This window comes from Polaromonas sp. P1_F6 (assembly GCF_056405695.1).
This window is the reverse complement of record NZ_JBFUBQ010000010.1, coordinates 63,283-84,274: the sequence shown is the minus strand read 5'-3', so window position 1 is coordinate 84,274 and position 20,992 is coordinate 63,283. Positions and strand designations below refer to the sequence as shown.

The 20,992-nt window shown below is 64.2% G+C and carries 25 protein-coding genes; 14 read left to right on the top strand and 11 right to left on the bottom strand.

Going from position 1 to position 20,992, the window contains the following annotated elements; genetic code table 11:
* Positions 1-61: 61 nt before the first annotated feature.
* From AC1DY9_RS21205 to AC1DY9_RS21180, 6 genes are all read left to right on the top strand, one after another.
* Positions 62-988, top strand: coding sequence for an SMP-30/gluconolactonase/LRE family protein (locus AC1DY9_RS21205; RefSeq protein WP_457281748.1), 927 nt, complete (start codon positions 62-64; stop codon positions 986-988).
* Positions 989-1,069: 81 nt separating this feature from the next.
* Positions 1,070-2,191 carry a glycolate oxidase subunit GlcE gene (gene glcE, locus AC1DY9_RS21200; RefSeq protein WP_477667569.1) on the top strand — a complete coding sequence of 374 codons (1,122 nt, stop codon included), beginning with the start codon at positions 1,070-1,072 and terminating at the stop codon, positions 2,189-2,191.
* Between the two features lie 3 nt (positions 2,192-2,194).
* Complete coding sequence (locus tag AC1DY9_RS21195) at positions 2,195-2,971, top strand: YoaK family protein (RefSeq protein ID WP_457281746.1); 777 nt, start codon at positions 2,195-2,197, stop codon at positions 2,969-2,971.
* 4 nt (positions 2,972-2,975) lie between these two features.
* The gene (gene glcF, locus AC1DY9_RS21190; protein WP_477667568.1) at positions 2,976-4,202 is read left to right on the top strand and encodes a glycolate oxidase subunit GlcF; all 1,227 of its coding nucleotides are present in this window, start codon (positions 2,976-2,978) and stop codon (positions 4,200-4,202) included.
* Positions 4,203-4,397: 195 nt separating this feature from the next.
* Positions 4,398-4,772, top strand: a complete 375-nt coding sequence (locus AC1DY9_RS21185; RefSeq protein ID WP_477667567.1) for a VOC family protein — start codon at positions 4,398-4,400, stop codon at positions 4,770-4,772.
* 5 nt (positions 4,773-4,777) lie between these two features.
* Positions 4,778-5,284, top strand: coding sequence for an EVE domain-containing protein (locus AC1DY9_RS21180; protein WP_457281743.1), 507 nt, complete (start codon positions 4,778-4,780; stop codon positions 5,282-5,284).
* Here AC1DY9_RS21180 and AC1DY9_RS21175 read toward each other — a convergent pair whose 3' ends face one another.
* The 4 genes from AC1DY9_RS21175 to AC1DY9_RS21160 form a co-directional block, all read right to left on the bottom strand.
* A complete protein-coding gene (locus AC1DY9_RS21175) occupies positions 5,285-5,818 on the bottom strand; it encodes a GNAT family N-acetyltransferase (protein WP_457281742.1) in 534 nt (177 codons plus the stop codon). It lies immediately after the preceding gene.
* 5 nt (positions 5,819-5,823) lie between these two features.
* On the bottom strand, positions 5,824-6,408 hold the full coding sequence (locus tag AC1DY9_RS21170; protein WP_477667566.1) for a helix-turn-helix domain-containing protein: 585 nt from the start codon (positions 6,406-6,408) through the stop codon (positions 5,824-5,826).
* A gap of 80 nt (positions 6,409-6,488) precedes the next feature.
* Positions 6,489-7,181 carry a penicillin-insensitive murein endopeptidase gene (locus AC1DY9_RS21165; RefSeq protein ID WP_477667565.1) on the bottom strand — a complete coding sequence of 231 codons (693 nt, stop codon included), beginning with the start codon at positions 7,179-7,181 and terminating at the stop codon, positions 6,489-6,491.
* A 10-nt stretch (positions 7,182-7,191) separates the two neighbouring features.
* On the bottom strand, positions 7,192-7,668 hold the full coding sequence (locus tag AC1DY9_RS21160; protein ID WP_477667564.1) for a hypothetical protein: 477 nt from the start codon (positions 7,666-7,668) through the stop codon (positions 7,192-7,194).
* A gap of 55 nt (positions 7,669-7,723) precedes the next feature.
* Between AC1DY9_RS21160 and AC1DY9_RS21155 the strand changes: the two genes are divergently transcribed.
* Positions 7,724-8,416 (top strand): helix-turn-helix transcriptional regulator, encoded by a 693-nt coding sequence (locus AC1DY9_RS21155; protein WP_457281738.1) that lies wholly within the window; start codon positions 7,724-7,726, stop codon positions 8,414-8,416.
* Between the two features lie 17 nt (positions 8,417-8,433).
* Here AC1DY9_RS21155 and AC1DY9_RS21150 read toward each other — a convergent pair whose 3' ends face one another.
* The 3 genes from AC1DY9_RS21150 to lplT are packed head-to-tail and all read right to left on the bottom strand — an operon-like array spanning position 8,434 to position 11,191.
* On the bottom strand, positions 8,434-8,928 hold the full coding sequence (locus tag AC1DY9_RS21150) for a glutathione peroxidase (protein ID WP_457281737.1): 495 nt from the start codon (positions 8,926-8,928) through the stop codon (positions 8,434-8,436).
* A 47-nt stretch (positions 8,929-8,975) separates the two neighbouring features.
* A complete protein-coding gene (locus AC1DY9_RS21145; protein WP_477667563.1) occupies positions 8,976-9,896 on the bottom strand; it encodes a DMT family transporter in 921 nt (306 codons plus the stop codon).
* Positions 9,897-9,910: 14 nt separating this feature from the next.
* Positions 9,911-11,191 (bottom strand): lysophospholipid transporter LplT, encoded by a 1,281-nt coding sequence (gene lplT / locus AC1DY9_RS21140; RefSeq protein ID WP_457281735.1) that lies wholly within the window; start codon positions 11,189-11,191, stop codon positions 9,911-9,913.
* A 189-nt stretch (positions 11,192-11,380) separates the two neighbouring features.
* Here lplT and alr point away from each other — a divergent pair, with 189 nt between their 5' ends.
* Genes alr through AC1DY9_RS21125 form a run of 3 tightly spaced genes read left to right on the top strand, consistent with a single transcriptional unit; the run spans position 11,381 to position 13,494 of the window.
* Positions 11,381-12,475 carry an alanine racemase gene (gene alr, locus AC1DY9_RS21135; protein ID WP_457281734.1) on the top strand — a complete coding sequence of 365 codons (1,095 nt, stop codon included), beginning with the start codon at positions 11,381-11,383 and terminating at the stop codon, positions 12,473-12,475.
* Positions 12,476-12,514: 39 nt separating this feature from the next.
* Positions 12,515-12,976 (top strand): RDD family protein, encoded by a 462-nt coding sequence (locus AC1DY9_RS21130; RefSeq protein ID WP_457281733.1) that lies wholly within the window; start codon positions 12,515-12,517, stop codon positions 12,974-12,976.
* 50 nt (positions 12,977-13,026) lie between these two features.
* Positions 13,027-13,494: an N-acetyltransferase family protein gene (locus AC1DY9_RS21125; protein ID WP_477667562.1), complete on the top strand. Its 468-nt coding sequence runs from the start codon at positions 13,027-13,029 to the stop codon at positions 13,492-13,494.
* Positions 13,495-13,512: 18 nt separating this feature from the next.
* Here AC1DY9_RS21125 and AC1DY9_RS21120 read toward each other — a convergent pair whose 3' ends face one another.
* From AC1DY9_RS21120 to AC1DY9_RS21105, 4 genes are all read right to left on the bottom strand, one after another.
* Positions 13,513-14,406: an NAD(P)-dependent oxidoreductase gene (locus AC1DY9_RS21120; protein WP_477667561.1), complete on the bottom strand. Its 894-nt coding sequence runs from the start codon at positions 14,404-14,406 to the stop codon at positions 13,513-13,515.
* A 46-nt stretch (positions 14,407-14,452) separates the two neighbouring features.
* Entirely contained in the window at positions 14,453-15,427 is a 975-nt protein-coding gene (locus AC1DY9_RS21115; protein WP_457281730.1) for a 2-dehydropantoate 2-reductase, read from the bottom strand.
* A gap of 122 nt (positions 15,428-15,549) precedes the next feature.
* Positions 15,550-16,536, bottom strand: a complete 987-nt coding sequence (locus AC1DY9_RS21110) for a Bug family tripartite tricarboxylate transporter substrate binding protein (RefSeq protein WP_457281729.1) — start codon at positions 16,534-16,536, stop codon at positions 15,550-15,552.
* Between the two features lie 92 nt (positions 16,537-16,628).
* Complete coding sequence (locus tag AC1DY9_RS21105) at positions 16,629-17,036, bottom strand: 5-carboxymethyl-2-hydroxymuconate isomerase (RefSeq protein ID WP_457281728.1); 408 nt, start codon at positions 17,034-17,036, stop codon at positions 16,629-16,631.
* A 98-nt stretch (positions 17,037-17,134) separates the two neighbouring features.
* Here AC1DY9_RS21105 and radA point away from each other — a divergent pair, with 98 nt between their 5' ends.
* The 4 genes from radA (at position 17,135) to AC1DY9_RS21085 (ending at position 20,977) form a co-directional block, all read left to right on the top strand.
* Positions 17,135-18,514, top strand: coding sequence for a DNA repair protein RadA (gene radA / locus AC1DY9_RS21100; RefSeq protein ID WP_457281727.1), 1,380 nt, complete (start codon positions 17,135-17,137; stop codon positions 18,512-18,514).
* A 20-nt stretch (positions 18,515-18,534) separates the two neighbouring features.
* Positions 18,535-19,323 carry a metallophosphoesterase family protein gene (locus AC1DY9_RS21095; RefSeq protein WP_477667560.1) on the top strand — a complete coding sequence of 263 codons (789 nt, stop codon included), beginning with the start codon at positions 18,535-18,537 and terminating at the stop codon, positions 19,321-19,323.
* A gap of 169 nt (positions 19,324-19,492) precedes the next feature.
* The gene (locus tag AC1DY9_RS21090) at positions 19,493-19,927 is read left to right on the top strand and encodes a glycerate kinase (protein ID WP_477667559.1); all 435 of its coding nucleotides are present in this window, start codon (positions 19,493-19,495) and stop codon (positions 19,925-19,927) included.
* A gap of 111 nt (positions 19,928-20,038) precedes the next feature.
* Positions 20,039-20,977, top strand: coding sequence for a branched-chain amino acid transaminase (locus AC1DY9_RS21085; RefSeq protein WP_477667558.1), 939 nt, complete (start codon positions 20,039-20,041; stop codon positions 20,975-20,977).
* Positions 20,978-20,992: the final 15 nt, after the last annotated feature.

Here is a 20,992-nt window from a genome sequence, read left to right as displayed (position 1 = left end):
TGGCCCTGCCGGTGCTAACCTTGGGTGCCTATCCACTTTTCAGCCTTTCAAGGAACGCCGCATGACATGGCAAACCGTTGTTGCACAACCCAGTGAACTGGGTGAATCGCCGTTCTGGCATCCCGACGAGCAAATGCTGTATTGGGTTGACATTCCAGGCCGGCAGATTCACCGCTGCAACGTCTTTATGGGGACGGTACAAAGCTGGCCCATGCCGTCGGAGCCCGGCAGCATTGCGCCGGCCCGTACACAGGGGCAAGGCAGTGGCCTGGTGATCGCATTGCGCGACGGCATTTACCGCGCCCGCGAGTGGGGCGCCGAGCTCCAGCAACTCATGCGGGCCGGCCATGACACTGCCACGACGCGGTTCAACGACGGCAAGGCCGATCCGCGCGGCCGCTTCTGGGCCGGCACGATGTACGAACCACGGGACAAGTCCGTGGCCGAGCTTTTTTCCATCGACTGCCGCAATAGCCTTGTGCCTGCGGTAGAACGCAAGGCAGGCGGCGCCATCATCGCCAATGGCCTGGCGTGGTCGCCGGACGCCGCAACCGTGTACTGGACGGACACCCCCACGCACACCACACATGCCTGGGACTGGGATGCCGACAGCAACGCCATGGCAAACCGCCGCGTTTTCCACCAATGGCCCGGCAAACCCGCCGGCTGGCAGTTCGGCATGCCCGGTTACGGCGGGCGGCCCGACGGCGCTGCGGTGGATATCCAGGGCAACTACTGGGTGGCCATGTTTGAAGGTGCGCGCCTTCTCAAGCTGTCGCCGGCAGGAGAGTTGCTGGCTGAAATTCCCGTGCCGGCGCAATGCCCGACCATGCCGTGTTTTGGCGGCGACGACCTGCAAACGCTTTACATCACCACGGCACGCTACAACCGGCCAGCTGCCGAGCTGCAGGCCTATCCCGAGTCGGGCTGCGTGTTTTCGATGCGGGTGGATGTGCCCGGCTTGCCGGTGAATTTTTTCGAGGATTGAGCTTCGCCTCTGAAAAAACCGAACAGGCGGCATGCAAAAAGATCAACTCCCCAGGCGCGATACCCACGTACCATCCCAGCCATGCCTTCAGATACCGATGATGTGATGGAGTCCCTGCGCGGGCGAATACGCACTGCCGCTGCCGCCGGTACGCCGCTGCGTATTCGGGGTGGCGGCACCAAGGACTTCTACGGCCAATCCCTGGAAGGTGACATCCTCGACATGACGCCATACGCGGGTGTGATCAGCTACGAACCCAGTGAACTGGTCGTGACTGCGCGCGCCGGCACGCCGCTGGCTGAACTCGAAACCTTGCTGGCGGCCCAGGGCCAGTGCCTGCCCTTCGAGCCGCCGCGTTTTGACGATTCTGGGGCAAAAGCCACCGTGGGCGGCATGGTCGCCAGCGGCCTGAGCGGGCCGGCACGCGCCAGCGTGGGCGCGGTGCGTGATTACATGCTGGGCCTCAAGCTCATCAACGGGCGTGGCGAACTGCTCACGTTTGGCGGGCAGGTCATGAAAAATGTGGCGGGTTATGACGTCTCACGGCTCATGGCGGGTGCCCTGGGTACCTTGGGCGTGCTCACTGAAGTGAGCCTCAAGGTGCTGCCGGTGGCGCCTGCCGAGGCCACCCTGCGTTTTGAATGCAGCCAGGCGCAGGCGCTTGACTGGCTGAACGCCTGGGGCGGCCGGCCCTTACCGCTCAACGCGAGCTGCTGGTCGGAAGAAGCCGACATCGGTACGCTCTATCTGCGATTGCGCGGCGCTGTCGCCGCCGTCGAAGCCGCCTGCAAGGTGCTGGGCGGCGAGAAACAAGGCAGCGCCGAAGCTGCCGGCTATTGGCAGGACTGTCGCAACCAGCAGCACCCGTGGTTCCGGGCACGCCAGGCCGACCAGGACTTGTGGCGGCTGTCCTTGCCGCAAACGGCCCATGTTCCGGATTTGCCCGACTCGCCGCTGGTGGAATGGCATGGCGCCCAGCGATGGGTACGGGCAGGCGCCGGGCAGGCAGAGGCACTGCGCGCGGCCGCTGCTCAGGCCGGCGGGCATGCTACTCTTTTTATAGCTGTCAGCGCAATGCCAGCGGGAGCTACAGCCCGATTTGATGCGTCAAAGCCGCCGCTGGACCGGATCCACCGGGACCTCAAGCGCGAGTTCGATCCCGCCGGAATCCTTAACCGCGGCCGCATGGCGGCGGGCTGGTAGTTCATGCGTCGCCTGCGCCATCTCACCGGGCAGCACCGCACGCCCACCATCAACCGCCTGCTCGGCGGCGTGCTTGCGTTCAATGCCGGAGCTGTCAACGCGGGGGGCTTCCTGCTGGTCAGCATGTACACCTCGCACATGACGGGGTTTGTCTCCATCGTGGCCGACAACCTCATCCTCGGGAACCTGACGCTGGTGCTCGGTGCGGTGGGCGCCTTGCTGGCCTTCACCCTGGGTGCGGCCGTGACGGCCGTGCTGGTCAATTGGGCGCGCCACCGGCACCTTCGCAGTGAGTTCGCCCTGCCGCTGTTGCTCGAGTCAGTTCTTTTGCTGGTCTTCGGCCTGCTTGGCGCAACGCTGAACCGGCAGACGCCGTTCGCCGTGCCCCTGACCGTGCTGGTGCTGGCCTTCACCATGGGCCTGCAAAACGCACTGGTCAGCAAAATCTCGTCCTCCCAGATCCGCACCACGCATATGACCGGTGTCATCACTGACCTCGGCATCGAGCTCGGCAAGATGTTTTACTGGAACCGTACCGCCAGCTCCATGGAGTCCCGTGTGCGCGCCAACCGTATCAAGGTGCGGCTCTTCGGCACCTTGCTGGCCATGTTCATTGCCGGCGGCCTGGTCGGTGCGGCCGGCTTCAAATACGTCGGTTTCATCTGGGTCGTGCCCCTGGCCCTCATGCTGTTGACCTTGTCCTTGCCGCCGCTGTATGCGGATTTCCGGCGCGCTGCCCGGCGCAAGGCCCTCGCTCTGGCCCTGAAAGAAGGGTCCTGACACCATGCAAACCCACCTCGCCCCTGAATTCAAAAACACCGCTGACGGCCTGGAGGCTGAAGCCATCTTGCGCAAATGTGTGCATTGCGGTTTTTGCACGGCCACCTGCCCCACCTACCAATTGCTGGGCGACGAGCTTGACGGCCCGCGTGGACGCATCTACCTCATCAAGCAAGTGCTGGAGGGTGAAGCGCCCACGCGCAAGACCCAGCTGCACCTGGACCGGTGCCTCACCTGCCGCAACTGCGAAAGCACCTGCCCCAGCGGGGTGGAATACGGCCACCTCGTGGATATCGGCCGCAAGCTGGTTGACGAGCGCGTGCCGCGCCCGGCCGGTGAGCGTGTCGTGCGCTGGGCTCTCAAGGAAGGCCTTCCGTCGCCGCTTTTTGCGCCCGCCATGAAGGCCGGGCAAGCCGTCCGCGGCCTCTTGCCCGCATCGCTCAAAAACAAGGTGCCGGCCAGGCAGGCCGCCGGCCCATGGCCCGCGCGCCAGCACGCCCGCAAGATGCTCATGCTCGAAGGCTGCGTGCAGCCCGCCATGATGCCCAACATCAATGCCGCCACGGCGCGCGTGCTCGACGCGGCCGGCATACAAACGGTGGTGGCGCAAAAAGCCGGATGCTGCGGCGCCGTCAAATTCCACCTGAACGACCAGGAGGGCGGCAAGGAAGAAATGCGGCGCAACATCGACGCCTGGTGGCCGCATGTGGAAGGCACAGGGGTAGAGGCCATCGTCATGAACGCCTCGGGCTGCGGCGTCACCGTCAAGGAATACGGCCACCTCCTCAGGGACGATCCCGCCTACGCGGCCAAAGCCGCACGCATCAGCGGGCTGACACGCGACCTCAGCGAGCTCATGCCGGAGCTGGTCGGTGAGCTGCAGGGCAAGGTCAGGGCGCAAGCCGGCACGCTGGCGTTTCATCCGCCCTGCACGCTGCAGCACGGCCAGCAGCTGCGCGGCGGTGTCGAGACGCTAATGGGCGCACTCGGCTTTAACGTCAAGCTGGCGGCCGGTGAGTCGCACCTGTGCTGCGGTTCGGCTGGCACCTACTCCGTGCTGCAGCCCGACATCGCGTATCAACTGCGCGATCGCAAGCTCGGCAACCTGCAAGCCACTGCACCCGAAACCATCATCTCAGCCAATATCGGCTGTATTACGCACCTGCAAAGCGGCACGGCAACGCCGGTGCGGCACTGGGTCGAAGTGCTCGACGCTGCGCTGAAGTCCTGAAGGGGAGCGAACACCAGCCAGCCGGGGCCGCGGAACCGGCTTAGCCGGGCCGCAGGCGCAGCGCCCCCTCGGGGGGCAGCGCATTACACGCAGCCGAAGGCGAAGTGAAAAGCGTGGGGGCCAACACCCTCCTGACACCACGTTGTCAGTAGCCCCTCGGCACCATCAAGGCTTCTTCAACACAAGGAGCCTCCCATGAAAAACGCCATCACCTGGTTTGAAATCCCCAGCACCCAACTCGACAAAGCCCAGGCCTTTTACGAAGCCGTGCTCGAGTGCAAGATGCGCCGCGAGCCCATGGGCCCGTCCGAAGGCGCGGTGTTTCCCTATGAGGCGGAGGAGGGCGTGGGTGGCGCGATCCTGACCGGCCCTACAGCGCCTGCTCCGGCGTCCGGCGGCACCTTGATTTACCTCGATGCTTCGCCTTCGCTGGATGCCGCACTGGCGCGCGCCGTCAAGGCCGGCGGCAAGGTCGCCTTGCCGCGCCAGGCGCTGCCGCCCGGTCTGGGGTTTTTTGCGCACATCACCGACCTGGACGGCAACCGCGTCGGCCTGCACGCCGCGGCTTGAGCGTGATGGGCCGCAAGAACTGGATAGCCGTCGCCGGTGCCGAACATGCGCGGCGCGGCTGCGCGGATCCGCACAACGGCTACATGCAGGTGTGCCATGGCAAATGCGCTCCGCTTAAACGGGTGCTGGCTGGGGATCGCGTGGCTTATTACTCGCCCGCACTGACCATGGGCGGCAAAGACAAATTCCAGCGCTTTGTTTCCATCGGCGTGGTGCGGGCCGGCGAGCCGTATGCCTTCGACATGGGCGGCGGCTTTGTACCCTTCCGCCGCGACGTGACCTATGCGGCCGCGCGGGAGGTGTCCATATTGCCCTGGCTGGACGAGTTCGAGTTTGTGGAAAGCCGCCAGCACTGGGGCTACAAGTTTCGCTTCGGCCTGTTCGAGGTCAGCGACCACGACATGCGGCTGGTCGCGCGGGCCATGCGCGCGGACCTCGCGGCGCTGGACTTTGAGGCGGCTGGTACAGCAGCTGCGCCTATGCGCCCCATGGCACTGTTCCCGGACCTGTAGTTACCAGGTCAGCTCGCGATAGAACACCGTGGTGCCCACCAGGCCGCCGCGCGGCAACAGCGCATAGCCGGGAATCACGCCCACGCGCTGCCAGCCCAGGCGTTGGTACAGGCGCTCGCCGTTATCGCCGGTCACGGTGTCCAGCACCAGCAAGGTCTTGCCGCAGTCGCGCGCCATGCTTTCGGCGGCGCGCATCAAGGCCTCGCCGAGGCCCTGGCGCCGGCAGCGGCGGTGCACCAGCATCTTGGCCAGGTCGGCGCGGTGCGGCTGGTTCTCGGGCTGGGCCAGCACCAGCTGCACCGTGCCGCAGATACCCTGTGCATCCTCGGCGACCAGCAGCGCACGTTCGCCCGCGGCAACGCCTTGCGCTACATCGCGCCAGAAGCCCGCGGCACGTTCGCGCGACAGCGGGTGCATAAAACTCACCGAGGCATCGCCTTCGACGCAGTCGATCAGCACATCGACCAGTCCGGCAATCTGTTCGTCATTGACGGCAGGCAGGCGCCGCAGCGACCAGGGTGTAGTGTTCATCATGGTGTTCAAGCCGCTTCGGTGGCGATCACCACCGCATAGCGCGCGGGCTTTCGCGTGGGATTGTGGAACATGGTGGGCCGGTCCAGCTGCATGGCCAGGCAGTCGCCCTCGCGCAGCGCGTGGCGCTCGTCGCCTATGGTGATGTCGATGGCACCTTCGAGCACCCATACCTGCTGGTGCACACGCGCATCGCGTACGCCGGTTTCAAACGCCACGCGCCCGCCCGGCGGGAAATGCACTTCGACGATCTGCATGGGCTGCGGCACGCCGGGCGGCGAGATGTTGCGCCGCAGGTAGCCCGAAGCCGGGTCCTGCCACTGCAGTTGCTCAGCGTGGCGCGCCACCGGGCTGGCGGGCGCCTGGGCGGCGGGCGCATCGAACAGTGAGGCCAGCATCACGCCCAGACCGGTGGCCAGACGCTCCAGCACCACGGCGGTAGGGCTGCTTTCGCCGCGCTCTATCAGCGAAATCATGGAGCGGCTCACACCGCTTTTGGCTGCCAGCGCGTCAAGCGACAGGCTTTTGGCGGCGCGCAGCTCGCGTACGCGCTCGGCGATGCGCTGGTTCAGGCCGGAGGGGACTTCTGTCATGATGGAATTTATTTTCCATCATATTGGAGGTCATGTCCAGTGCCTATGACGCTTGCCGCTCTGCGCCAGCTGCCGTTTTGCTAGCCCGCGCCGGATTTGCACGGAATGGCGAAGTCCACGTGGTAATGCTCGTCGTGGCGAACCCAGGGTTTGCCTTTCATGAAGTTCAGGTTCTGCTTCAGGTAGAGGCCGCGCGGCGTGGCGAACAGCCGGGGCAAAAACGGTGCGTCAAAGATGACCAGGGCAATGCCGACGCCGTGCGCCTTCGAGGCCAGGTGCAACTGGTACAGGTGCTCGGCGGTCGCGGGGAAGTCGATGACGTACTCGCCGTACCGGGCGTCGGCATTGAACTCAAGGTCATAGCCGAAGCGGTTGCCGATGCTGCTTGGTAGCGGCACGGACTTTCCCTGCGCGTCGCGGACCGGCACAAAGAAGTCCACGGACAGGCCGTTCTGATGCGTACGGTGCGGCCGGAAACGCCCGCCGGAAGGCCAGCCCGTTTCGCCATAGACATAGGTGGCCGATGGGCTGGTGGCGTGGAGCGCCGCGTAGGACGCGGTGATGACGTCCGCGACCTTGGCATGCACATGCGTGCGGCCTGCCGTGGCGGCCATCGCGCTGTACACCGAGAAGTTGGGGCCGCTGGTCGGCAGCTTGACGCTGCCTTCGATGCGGCCCTTGCTGACCGTGCCGAAGCATTGGCTGTCGGCGGCAAGGGCTCGGACGGACAGGGTCGCCAGCATTGCGGCGATCAGGCAAGTGAGCTTATGCATGGAAGATCGGTTACCAGGCCCCGCGACCATACGAAACAGCAAGCGCTCCAAGAGTAAGTGAGCCGGCCACAAGGCCTCCCAGCGCCAGCCACTCAGCGGTGTTGAAATCCTTGAACGGAGGATCGAATGGGTTCAGGGCCTGCCACCATTTCTTCCCGAGCCGCCTGCGGTTCAGATAGAGCAGTAAATTTCCGCCGCCGACCCAGAGCACCGCTATGAGCGAGAGCAGGATCAGTTGACCGGGTGGCATGCTTGCCAGGACATCCTCAGCCGTCGGGATCGCGGATGGCGGTGCTGAGGCTTCCGGTATGAGACCGGAAGCCTTGGCCAGGAGGAAGGTCAACAGCATAGGCGCCACAAAGAGCGCCATGTTCTTCCAATAGACCGACTGCGTCTGGGCTCGCACCATGCGGAACCATGCGATGGGCGCTATCACCAGGGTCGCCACGATTGCGACGCAAGCGAGAATTAGAAGAAGCAGTGGCATGGTGATCACGGTTTGCACTATAGCCGGGTGGGCGCTCCCCTATCATCTGCAAACCATGCGCCGCGCCGATCGCCTTTTCCATCTCGTCCAGCTGATTCGCGGCCGCCGCCTGAGCACCGCGGAATTCCTCGCCAAGCGGCTCGAGGTTTCCGAGCGCACGATTTACCGCGACGTGGCGGACCTGCAGCACCAGGGTGTGCCGATCGAGGGCGAGGCCGGAGTGGGTTACCGGCTGGGCGCGGGTTTTGATTTGCCGCCGCTGATGTTCACGCAAAAGGAAGCCAATGCGCTGGCCGCGTCGGTGCGCCTGGCGCAGGCCTGGCTGGACCCGGCCATGGCGGGTGATGCGGAGGCCGCCTGGGGCAAGATTTTTTCGGTGCTGCCGCCCGCGGCGCGCACGGCGGCCGAAGGCGTGCCGCTGTATGCGGTGGTGATCAATCCCGATGAGGCCACGCAGCGCCGCCTGCAGCTTTTGCGTGAGGCGATTCATGCGCACTGCAAGGTGGGCCTGCGCTACCTCGATGCGGCCGGGCGTGAAAGCCGGCGCGTGCTCTGGCCGCTGGGCTGTTTTTACTGGGGCAGCGTCTGGACGCTGGGCGCCTGGTGCGAAGCGCGGCAGGACTTCCGCAACTTTCGCGTGGACCGCATGGCCGCGATCGACGTGCTGGACGAGCGCATGGGCCATGAGGCCGGCCGTACGCTGGCGGATTATTTGCGCGCTGTCAAAGCCGGCCCCAAACCCCCTTGATGTGGGGCGCTGGCGGCTCAGGCCGCTAGCGCAGCCTCGATGTCCTTGGCCAGGTCTGCCGGCTTGTCGCTGGGCGCATAACGCCGTATGACTTTGCCGTCCTTGCCGACCAGGAACTTGGTGAAGTTCCATTTGATGGACTTGATGCCCATCAGGCCGGGCGCCTCGGCCGACAGCCACTGGTACAGCGGGTGGGCGGCGGGGCCATTGACGTCGATCTTGGACATCATGGGGAAACTCACGCCGTAGTTGACCTGGCAGAACTCGGCGATCTGGTCGTCGCTGCCGGGGTCTTGGGAGAGAAACTGGTTACTGGGAAAGCCCAGCACCGCCAGGCCTTTGCCTGCATATTGTTTGTACAGCTCTTCCAGACCCGCGAACTGCGGAGTAAAACCGCATTTGCTGGCCGTGTTGACGATCAGCATGACTTTGCCTTTGAAGGCGCCCAGTGCAACATCCTTGCCCGTGATGTCTTTGGCCTGGAAGTCGTAAACCGTTTTTTCTGCGCCCATGGTGTGTCTCCTTGTGAATCGCTATCGGAAAGCGTGAGGCTTGTTCCTTAGTGCGATTTTGCGTCATTCGAAGACGACGGTGCTGTCGCCGCCAGTACAGCAGCCAGCACGATCAGGCTGCCACCCAGCAGCACGCGAGGAGTCAGTTCGGCAGCGCCCATCGCAGCCGACGAGAGGCTCGCAAAGAGGATCTCGGTCAACATCACGATGGCGGTGGTGCCTGCCGCCAGCCGCGCCGCGCCGTACTGCAGGCCGGCGTTGCTGGCCATGAAGGCCAGCGCCAGCCCCAGCACCACCGGGACGCCGGCCAGCGCCAGCGCCGGTGCGGGCACCAGGGCCTGCGACATACCCATCAGCGCCGCTGCCGCCGCCATCAGGCCGCTGCCGCCAAACATGGCCAGCATGCGCGATTCGCTGGGGGTGTGGTTGTATTTGCGCAGCACGGCGTTGGTCACTGCAAAACTGAAGCCGCCCATGATGGCCAGCCAGTCGGCGCCACCTTGGGGTACGGGCCAGGGCGAGTCGGGCGATTTGAGCACGATCAGCACGCCCGTCATGGCCAGCAAGAGGCGCAGCAGCGAGGCGGCCGAGGGCTTTTCACCTAGCATGACCCAGGCCACCAGCACCGACCACGCGGGCATCAGGTAAAACAGCAGCACCACGCGCACCACATCGCCCACGGTCACGGCCCAGTTGAAGCCGACGTTGGTCAGGCCCGAAGCCGCCGCCAGGAACCACAGCTGCGGGTGGGCCACAAAGCCGCGCCAGGCGGCGGGGCGCAGGGTGAGCAGGCCGGTAACCACCACTGCATAGACGAGCGCCGTGGTCCACAGCGGGTGCAGGCCATGGCCCTGCAGCTCGCGCAGCGGCCACCAGGACACGCCCCAGACGAGGGCGTTCAGTGTGAGGGCGAGAACGGCTTTGGAGGTGCCCTTCGCAGCGGCACCGTGTGTCGCATCAGACTGCACAGTGTTAACAGTTCCTAGTGCGAGTTATCGCTGCGGGCGATGTTCAGCAGGTGGTCGACCTGCTCTTTGTGCTTGATGCAGTTGTTTTTGTGCCACCGCTGGATCACCCACATGAAGCCGGCCACCACCACACCAAAGGCGGTAATGGCACCAAAGGCCGACAGGCCCAAGCCGGTAGAGAGGCTGTAGAAAGCCCCCAGGCTCAGGATGCAGGCCTGTTCGTTGAAGTTCTGCACGGCGATCGAGCGGCCCGCGCCCATCAGGTTGTGGCCGCGGTGCTGCAGCAGCGCGTTCATGGGCACGACCAGGAAGCCGCCCAGGCCACCCAGCAGGATCAGGAAAGGCGCGGCCACCCAGACATTGCCGATGAAGTTCATCAAGATGACCAGAAGGCCCATGGCAATACCCAGCGGCATCACGCTGGTGGCCTGGTCCAGCCGCATGCGCATGGAGGCCAGTACGGCACCGACGGCGGTGCCGATGGCGACCACGCCGACCAGGGAAGAGGCTTGTGTCGTGCTGTAGCCCAGGGCGGCCGCGCTCCAGGCCAGCACGATGTAGCGCAAATTACCCGACACCCCCCAAAACAGGGTGGTGGTGGCCAGGGAAATCTGCCCAAGCTTGTCGCGCCACAAGGCTGAGTTGCAGTTCCAGAAATCGGGCAGCAGCTCAAGCTTGTTGCGCGGCATGGGCCGCATCTCCACGCCGGTGTCGGGGATACGGGTGTTGAACCAGGCCGCGATGATGTAGAGCAGGATCAGCACGGCAATCGCGGCTTCAGGGGCGGTGTCGATGCCGGTAGTAAAAATGGGAAAGTCAAACGAAAGCAATAGCGACGACACCGAATGACCCACCAGCTGGCCGCCCAGCAAAACACCCAGGATGATGGACGAAATCGTCAAGCCTTCAATCCAGCCGTTGGCCTTGACCAGCTGCGAAGCCGGCAGGAGTTCGGTGAGGATGCCGTATTTGGCGGGCGAATAAGCCGCCGCCCCGAGTCCGACGATGGCATAGGCCAGCAGCGGGTGGGAGCCAAACAGCATCATCAGGCAGCCGATCACCTTGATGGCGTTGCTGACGAACATGACGTTGCCCTTGGGGCGCGCATCGGCAAAAGCGCCTACAAAAGGCGCCAACACCACGTAAAAGAGCGCAAACATGGGCACCAGCGCCGCCGGCTGCCATTTGGGCGCGCCGCTGGTTTTCAGCAGCTCCACGGCGGCCACAAACAGCGCGTTATCAGCCAGCGAGCTGAAAAACTGGGCCGCCATGATGGTGTAGAAACCGCGCTTCATTAAACTGTTGTGGTCACTGCATCAATGCATCAGCGGATCTGATGCGGCAAGATATGGGTGAATGTCTCCAGACGATTCCGGTTTATAGCATGGGGGGCGGTGTCAGAATGCAAAAGACCTCATCCAGAGGCCTTTCGTCCCGACGGGCCCGCCAGCCTGCCACGCTCCCGGAAAACAATTTACTGCGCCATGCCACGTCCCATTCTTGCCACCATTCACACCGCCGGGCTTGCCCACAACCTTGCCCGCGCGCGCGCTGCCGCGCCCGATGCGCGGGTCTGGGCCGTCGTCAAGGCCAATGCCTATGGTCACGGCATCGAACGTGTTTTTGATGCGCTGCGCAGTGCCGACGGATTTGCGCTGCTGGACCTGGCTGAAGCGCAGCGCCTGCGCGCGCTGGACTGGCGCGGCCCCATCCTGTTGCTGGAAGGCTGCTTCGAGGCGCGGGATCTCGAGTTGTGCTCCCGCCTGGGCTTGTGGCATGCCATTCACTGCAACGAGCAGATCGACATGCTGGCTGCCCACAAGACGCAGCTGCCGCACCGTGTCTTCCTCAAGATGAATTCGGGCATGAATCGGCTGGGTTTCGCGCCCGAACGCTACCGTGCGGCGTGGACGCGCCTGAATGCATTGCCCCAGGTCGAAGAGATCACGCTGATGACGCATTTTTCCGATGCGGACGGCCCTAAAGGCATCGCCGCGGCGCTGAAGGCCTTTGACGCCGTCACGCACGACCTGCCGGGTGAACGCACTCTCAGCAACAGCGCCGCCACCTTGCGGCACGGCGATGTGCTGGCCGGGCGCTCCGACTGGGTGCGGCCCGGTATCCTGGTTTACGGCAGCGCGCCCGACTTCCCTGAGCACAGCGCGGCCGACTGGGATTTGCAGCCCACCATCACGCTGTCATCGAAAATCATCGGCATCCAGGAGCTCAAAGCCGGCGATACCGTGGGTTACGGCTCCTGTTTCACGGCCGACGGCCCGCTGCGCATCGGCGTGGTGGCCTGCGGTTACGCAGACGGCTACCCGCGCCACTGCAGCACAGGTACGCCGATGCTGGTGAATGGCGTGCGCACCCGCATGGTGGGGCGCGTCAGCATGGACATGATCACGGTGGACCTCACTCCCGTGCCCGGCGCGGGCATCGGCACCGAGGTGACGCTGTGGGGCCGCGCCTCCAGCGGCGCGGTGCTGCCGATCGACGAAGTGGCGCACGCCGGCGGCACCGTCGGTTATGAGCTCATGTGCGCGGTGGCACAGCGTGTGCCGGCGGTGGCGGACTGAATCCGCTGTGACTGCAAACTTGTTCAGGAAAAAAGAGCCATGGAAACATCAGAACTTGAATATGCCGGCTTCTGGATACGCGTCTGGGCATCGCTGATTGATACCGTATTGTTCTGTGTGCTGATCTTCCCGCTACTGACGGTCATTTACGGCACCGCTTACTGGAACAGCACAAAGCTGGTTCAGGGACCGGCGGATTTCCTGATCTCATGGGTTATTCCGGCTGTAGTGGTCGTGGGCTTCTGGATCGTTCGGCAGGCGACACCCGGGAAAATGGCGATTGCTGCCCGCATCGTGGACGCCAGGACCGGCCTCAAGGCCACGCCAGGCCAGTTCGTCATCCGCTACATCGGTTACGTGCTGTCCACCATTCCCTTTTGCCTGGGTTTTTTCTGGGTGGCTTTCGACGCCCGCAAGCAGGGCTGGCACGACAAGCTCGCCGGCACGGTTGTCGTGCGCAACAAGGCCGGCACTACCCAGCCTGTCGCGTTCAACGACTGATACCCGCTCTCTCCGGCATCAACCCTGCCTGCCATCATCAAGAGGTGTCCATGCCAGTGGCTTCATCCATCACCGTTCGTCCCATAGCGCCGCAGGATTTCGAGGCCTGGTTGCCCCTTTGGCTGGGCTACAACAAGTTCTACGGCCGATCCGGTGAGACGGCGCTGGCTGACGACATCACCGCCATGACCTGGTCGCGCTTTTTTGATGCGTATGAGCCTGTCCACGCCCTGGTGGCGGAGTCTGACGGCGAACTTGTGGGCCTCACGCATTACCTGTATCACCGCAGCACTACCCGCATTGCGCCGGTCTGTTATTTGCAGGATCTGTTCACCGCCGAAGCCGTGCGCGGCCAAGGCGTTGGCAAGGCGCTGATTGAAGCCGTGTACGAGAAGGCCCAAGCCGCCGGTTCTACCCGCGTTTATTGGCAAACCCACAAAACCAACACCACGGCCATGAGGCTGTATGACCAGGTGGCGGAAAACTCCGGCTTTGTCGTATACGCCAAGGCGCTTTAGGCGCCGTCGAACCGCGGCTCACTGCGGCGTGATTTTGGCGCCTGTGAGTTTTTCCTGCGCCGTCACAAGGGCGGTGACAAATTTCTTGCCCTGGCCCAGCGCGCTGGCGGTGGCCAGGCTTTGGTGCACGGCCTCGCCCACGAGAGAAGGAACATTCACCATCTCGGCCAGGTGGGTGTAGTAGCGCAGGTCCTTGCGGGCGTTGTCCAGCTCAAACTTCAGGGCGTTGAAGTCACCGTTCAGTGTCTTGGCCATGGCCTGGAAGAGGCCCGAGTTCACCGCGCCGGCCGAAATCACTTCCACCAGCTTTTGCGGCTGAATACCCGCCAGCGCGCCCACGGCAAAGGCCTCGGCGGTAGCCGTGCAAATCGCCTGGCCGATGAAGTTGTTGAGCAGCTTGATGATGTGGCCGGCACTGGGGCCGCCCACGTGAAAAATGTTTTCGCAATAGGCCGCCAGCACCGGTTGAATTTTGTCGAACACGGCCTGCTCGGCGCCCACCATGGTGTTGAGCTTGCCGAGCTCGGCTTCGACTGGTGTGCGCGCCAGCGGTGCGTCTACCAGCGTCGCGCCACGTTCGGCGCAGAGGGCGGCCAGGCGGCGTGTGGATTCGGGTTCGCTGGTGGAGGTATCGATCACGATCAACCCTGCGCGCGCCTTTGACAGTACGCCATGGGCCCCGAGCAGGGTCTCCTCGACCTGCGGCGATCCCGTCACGCAAATGATCACCGCGTCGCACGCGCCCAGCTCGGCGGGGCTTGCGGCCTGCTTCGCGCCGGCGGCCAGCAGGTCGGCCACGCGTTCCGTATTGCGGTGCACGGTCAGGCTGACGTTGAATCCCTTGGCCTGCAGGTTGCGTGCAATACCGTGTCCCATGAGGCCCGATGCGCCGATAACGCCGATGTGTTTCATGCTGTCTCCTGAAAAGTGGTTGAGAAAAATCCGGAAAATCTTTGGGTCAATAAAGACCCTTGACGCGCGCCTGCAACCGGGCCAGCCCGAGCAAAGCGTCGGTATAGGGTGTGGGCACCGCCGTCAGTTGCCCCAGTTCGCGCACGGCCGTCACCAGTGCGTCCAGCTCGACCGGTTTGCCGGCTTCCACATCCTGCAGCATGGATGTCTTGAAGGCACCCAGCTTGCGCGTGACGACATGGCGCTCCGCAGGGGTCTGGTTGATCGGGATGCCGATGCGCGCGCCGATTTCCTTGGCCTCAAGCATCACGCTGTGGGTAAAACCGGTCACCAGTTCGTCGTCAAGAACAAGGTCCATGGTTGCACCGGTCAGCGCGCTGATTGGGTTGGCGGTCATGTTGCCCCAGAGCTTGAACCAGATGTCTTTCTGGATCTGCTCCGACACCGGCGCTTCAAAGCCGGCTTTTTCAAGCAGGGCCGCAAGCTGCTGCACCCGGGCGGTTTTCTCGCCGGAGGGCTCGCCGATGATGAGCTTGTTGCCGAAGTGGTGGTGCACCTGTCCGGGCTCATCCAGCGAGCAGCTGGCATGCACCACGCAGCCGACGATGTGCTTTGCCGGAATGGCCTGCGCCAGTTCGCCGCCGGGGTCCACTGAAGTCAACTGGGTGCCTTCAAGCGTCCCGCCGAAGCCTTGCAAGAACCACCAGGGCACGCCATTCATGGCGGTCAGGACCATCGTTTCCGGGCCAATCAGCGGCGCGATCCGGCGCACCACCTCGGGCAGAGAAGGCGCTTTGACGGCCAGCACCACCAGGTCCTGCACGCCGAGGTCGGCCGGCGCGGCGCTGGAGGACACAGCTTGCGACGTGATCTTGCCGCCCTGGTTCAGCCGCAGACCGTGCAGCTGCAGGGCATCGAGCGTGGCGCCGCGCGCCACCACGCTGACGCGGCAACCTGCGTGAGCGAGCCCGTGGCCTATCCAGCCGCCAATGGCGCCAGCGCCATAAATACATACCTTCATCGTTTCATGTCTCCATTTCCTAATCCCAAAAGCGAAAGGCCAGCAGGGGCCGCAGGCGCAGCGCCCCCCTCGGGGGGCAGCGCATTACACGCAGCCGAAGGCGAAGTGAAAAGCGTGGGGGCTCAACCCTCTGGTGTGAAACCCACCGCCTTGACCAGCGGGCCCCACAACTCGGTATCGGCCTTGAGCATGGCGGCCAGCTGTGCGGGCGAGGTCGGGGCCGCTTCCAGGTACGACACCGCGAGGCCGTCGATCACGTCCTGCGAGGCCAGCGCGGAGCGGATGCCGGCATTCAGCCGCTGCACCACATCCTGCGGCGCTTTGGCGGGCAGGAAGAAGCCGAACCATTCGGTGAACGCCATGTCCTTGAAGCCTTGCTCCAGCAGCGTCGGCGTGTTGGGGGTAAAGCGGCTGCGTTTGGGGCCGCTGGTCGACAGCAGGCGGCACTTGCCCGACGCGACATGCTGGGTGAACTCGCCGGTCGGCCCCGACACGGCGGCAATCTGGCCGCCCACCATGTCCAGCACGGCGGGCTGGGTGCCGCGAAAAGCCACGTGGCGCAAGTCCACGTTGCCGGCACGGCCCAGCAGCGCGCCGATGAAGTGCGGCGATGAGCCGGCGGCCGGTGAGCCGAAGTTGGCCTGGCCTGGGTTGGCCTTGCACCAGGCAAGAAAATCCGGCACGTTTTTGACGCTGGCCGGCACCATGGGGCCGACGGCGAAGCCGTAGTCGAAGATCGCGCCGGCAGATACCGGGGTCAGGTCGGCTACCGGGTCGTACGGTAGCTTCTTGTAGGTGTGCGGGTAGATGCCCAGCATGGACATGGGCGTCAGCAAAACGGTGGCGCCGTCGGGCGCGGCAGATTTGACGAACTGCACGGCGATTTGCCCGCCCGCGCCGGTCTTGTTCTCCACCACGGCGCTTTTGGCATAACCGGGGTGCAGCTTGTCGGCGACGCGCCGCGACACGATGTCGGCGGTGCCGCCGGGCGCAAAGCCGACGATGACTTTGGTGCTGTCAATGGCCTGGGCCCAGGCGCGCTGGCCGATGCTTGTGAGCAGTGCTGCAGCGCTGGATGACTGGATGAGCTGGCGGCGCGAAATGTTCATGGTGTGACCTCGTGGAATGGGTGGGGGCTGCTGTGGCGCCGCTGGCGGGCGCGAAAAAGCCATTGTTGTGCAAGATGCGATTTTGTGCAGGATCAGGCGGTATCCAGATGCGCGGCGAGGTTGTTGCGCTTGCCTTCATACACGGGGGCGCCTTCGTCGATTTGCAATGTCATGCCCACGGCGTGCTGCGCGAACACCCCATCCAGGTGTGCGCTGGCGCTGGCCAGCAGGGCGTCGCCGGCCCGCTTTTTCATGGCTTCGCTGCGGCCGGGGGTGATCAGGAGGTTCAGGTAGATAAAGGCGCGGTCGGGCTGGCCGTCCGCCACCGCAAAGTGCGGCGCCGGCCAGGCCATGACCCGCGTACCGGCCACCGGGAAAAGCGGCGCCACGCCGTCTTCGCCGCGCAGGGCCACCAGTGTGGCGGCCAGCGTGTGGCACATGGCGTTCATGTCGGTGAGGTTATCCAGGTTGGCGGTGTATTGAATGTTCAGGTGAGGCATGGCGGAGGTTGGTGGGGGTTGGCAGGTTGCGCGGATGAACAGGACCCGCCATCATTACCAAAACGCAAAGGCTGGTTATTTATACAGTAATATCGTGCATGGCCAAAGACAAAACGATTTACACCTGCACCGAATGCGGTGGCACCAGCCCCAAATGGCTGGGCAAATGCCCGCACTGCAACGCCTGGAACACGCTGATCGAGTCGGCCGCGGAAAACAGTGCGCCGGTCAAGAACCGCTACAGCAGCCAGTTCCAGTCACTGGCCAAGGCCTCCGACGTGACCGCCCTGGCCGACATCGAAGCCACCGACATGGAGCGCACGCCCACCGGGCACGAAGAGCTGGACCGCGTGCTGGGCGGCGGCATCGTCGAGGGCGGCGTGGTGCTGATTGGCGGCGACCCTGGCATCGGCAAGTCCACCTTGCTGCTGCAGGCGCTGGATTCGCTGCAACGCGCCGGGCTCAACACACTTTACGTGACCGGCGAGGAAAGCGGCGCGCAGGTCGCGCTGCGTTCACGCCGGCTGGGGCTGGACGGCTCGCAGGTCAAGGTGCTGGCGGAAATCCAGCTAGAAAAAATCCTCGCCACGCTGGAGGCCACGCAGCCGGCCATTGCCGTGATCGACTCCATCCAGACGGTGTATTCCGACCAGCTCACGTCGGCGCCGGGTTCGGTGGCGCAGGTGCGTGAATGCGCGGCGCACCTGACGCGTGCCGCCAAGTCCAGCGGCGTGTGCATCGTGCTGGTTGGCCATGTGACCAAAGAGGGCGCACTCGCCGGCCCGCGTGTGCTCGAGCACATGGTGGACACCGTGCTGTACTTTGAAGGCGACACGCATTCAAGCTTTCGCCTCGTGCGCGCCATCAAGAACCGTTTCGGTGCGGTCAACGAGATCGGTGTGTTCGCCATGACGGAAAAAGGCCTCAAGGGTGTGGCCAATCCGAGCGCGATCTTTTTGAGCCAGCACAGCGAGCCCGTGCCCGGCAGCTGCGTGCTGGTCACACTGGAAGGCACGCGCCCCATGCTGGTTGAAATCCAGGCGCTGGTCGACAACGGCGGGCCCAGCCCGCGGCGCCTTTCGGTGGGTCTGGACCGCGACCGCCTGGCCATGCTGCTGGCGGTGCTGCATCGCCATGCCGGTGTTGCCTGCATGGACCAGGACGTGTTCGTCAACGCCGTGGGCGGCGTGCGCATCAGCGAGCCGGCGGCCGACCTGGCCGTGATGCTGGCCATCACCTCCAGTTTGCGCGGTAAACCGTTGCCCAAGGGTTTCATTGCCTTTGGTGAGGTCGGGCTGGCCGGAGAAGTGCGCCCGGCCCCGCGCGGCCAGGAGCGCCTGAAGGAAGCGGCCAAGCTGGGCTTTAGCGTTGCCGTGGTGCCCAAGGCCAATGCGCCCAAGAAACCGATTGAAGGCCTCACCATCCACGCCGTCGAGCGCGTGGAAGAGGCCATGGAAGTGGTGCGCAGCCTGAGCTGAGGCATTGCACAATCAGGGCCATGAAACTCGCCGTCATCTCCGACATTCACGGTAACCTGCTGGCGCTTGAGGCCGTGCTGGCGGACATTGCCGGGCAGGGTGTTGACCAGACCGTGAACCTGGGCGACATCCTGAGCGGCCCGTTGCAACCCGCGGAAACGGCCGACCTGCTGATGGCCCGCAACTTCACCACCATTCGCGGCAACCACGAGCGGCAGGTGCTGGAATTGCTGGACCAGGGCCAGCATCTCGACCCACTCGGCACCGACGGCTATACCGCGGGCCAGCTGACGTCGGCGCAGGTGGCGTGGATCAGGTCGCTGCCCGCGCGCCTGGAGCTGGCGGGCGGTGACGTGCTGCTGTGCCACGGAACGCCCGGCAGCGATTTGATCTACTGGATGGAAACCACGGTGTCCGGTTTTCCTGACGCGCATCCGACGGGTATCCGGCCTGCCACTGCCGAAGAAGTTTTCCTGCGGCTTGGCGACGAGAGCCCCCAGACGCATTCGCTGGTCCTTTGCGGTCACACCCATGTGCCGCGCATGGTCCAGTGTGGCAACCTGCTTGTCGTCAATCCCGGCAGCGTCGGCCTGCAGGCCTATGACGACGACCATCCTCACCCGCATGTGGTGGAAAACGGTGCGCCGCACGCGCGCTACGCGCTCGTGGAAAAAACCGCCCAGGGCTGGCGGGCGGACCTCCGCGCAGTGCCCTATGACCACATGGCGGCATCCAAAGCGGCATTTAGCCGAGGCCGTCCTGACTGGGCGTATGCGCTGGCGACCGGTTGGGCACAACGCGGCAGTTAACAAGCGCTATTAAAAACATAGCTGCTGGCGCAATATCTGATTGGGTAGCAGCCGCTTTTGGCTTAAAAAGAGCTCTCCACGCTGTCTGGAGGCCGCTTTCGGCGGTTTTTTCATGCCGCTACGCACTCCCCGCAGCGTTGGCGTCCCCGGTGGCTGCGAAAATACGGCCATGAACTTCCAGAAAATCATTGTTCCCGTGGCCGGCATCGCCGGGGTCTTGCTGGCGTACCGCTTTTACGGCTGGGCCGGTGTAGCCGCCGCTGCCAGCGCCCTCGTGATGTGGGTGCTGCTGCATTTCACCCGCATGATGCAGGTTTTGAAGCGTGCAGCCAACCGGCCCATCGGTTATGTCGACAGCGCGGTCATGCTCAACGCCAAGCTCCGGCCCGGCATGACATTGCTACATGTGGTAGCGATGACGCGGGCGCTGGGCCTGCTGCAGTCGGCCAAGGACGAACAGCCCGAAATCTTCCGCTGGACAGACGGTTCCGAGTCGCATGTCACCTGCACCTTTGTGGGCGGCAAACTGTCGCACCATGAACTCTTCCGCCCCGTGCCCGCGGATTCGCCTGAGGCCGGGGGCACAGCGCCGCCCGCACCGTAAAATCAGACTTTCGGGTTTTGCCCGGCCTGGCACCGCATTCCCGGCTGCTGCTGCCGGCGGCGCGCCGATACAGCACAACCATTCCACGACATTCACCACAGGATCAGCACCATGTCCCCAGTTATTCCTTCCATGGCAGACCGCGACGGCAAAATCTGGATGGACGGCCAGATGGTCGACTGGCGCGACGCCAAGATCCACGTGCTGAGCCACACCCTGCATTACGGCTGCGGCGCGTTTGAAGGCGTGCGGGCCTACAACGCCCAGGGTGGCACGGCGATTTTCCGGCTCGAAGAGCACACCGAGCGCCTCTTCAACAGCGCCAAGATCTTGCGTATGAAGATTCCCTTTACCCAGGCCGAAGTCAACGAAGCCACGAAAGCCGTCGTGCGCGAGAACAAGCTGGAGTCCTGCTACATCCGCCCGCTGACCTGGATCGGCTCGCAAAAACTCGGCGTCAGCCCCAAGGGCAACCAGATTCACCTGATGGTCGCGGCCTGGGCCTGGGGCGCCTACCTTGGCGAAGAAGGCATGAAGCGCGGCATCCGTGTGAAGACCTCCAGCTACACCCGCCACCATGTCAACATCACCATGACGCAGGCCAAGGCGGTGAGCAACTACACCAACTCCATCCTCGCCAACATGGAAGCGCTGGATGACGGCTACGACGAAGCGCTGCTGCTCGACGCCTCAGGTTTTGTCAGCGAAGGCGCGGGTGAAAACATTTTTGTGATCAAGGGCGGCGTGGTCTACACGCCCGACCTGTCTGCAGGCGCGCTCAACGGCATCACACGCAACACCATCCTGCACATCTGCAAGGACCTGGGCCTGGAGCTCGTGCAAAAACGCATCACGCGCGACGAGGTGTATATCTCCGACGAGGCCTTCTTCACCGGCACGGCCGCCGAAGTCACGCCGATTCGCGAACTCGACCGCATTGAAATCGGCGCCGGCTCGCGCGGCCCCATCACCGAAAAAATCCAGAGCGCGTTCTTTGACATCGTCAACGGCCGCAATCCGAAATACGCCCACTGGTTGGCCAAAGTCTGAAGCGCTTACTGAAAG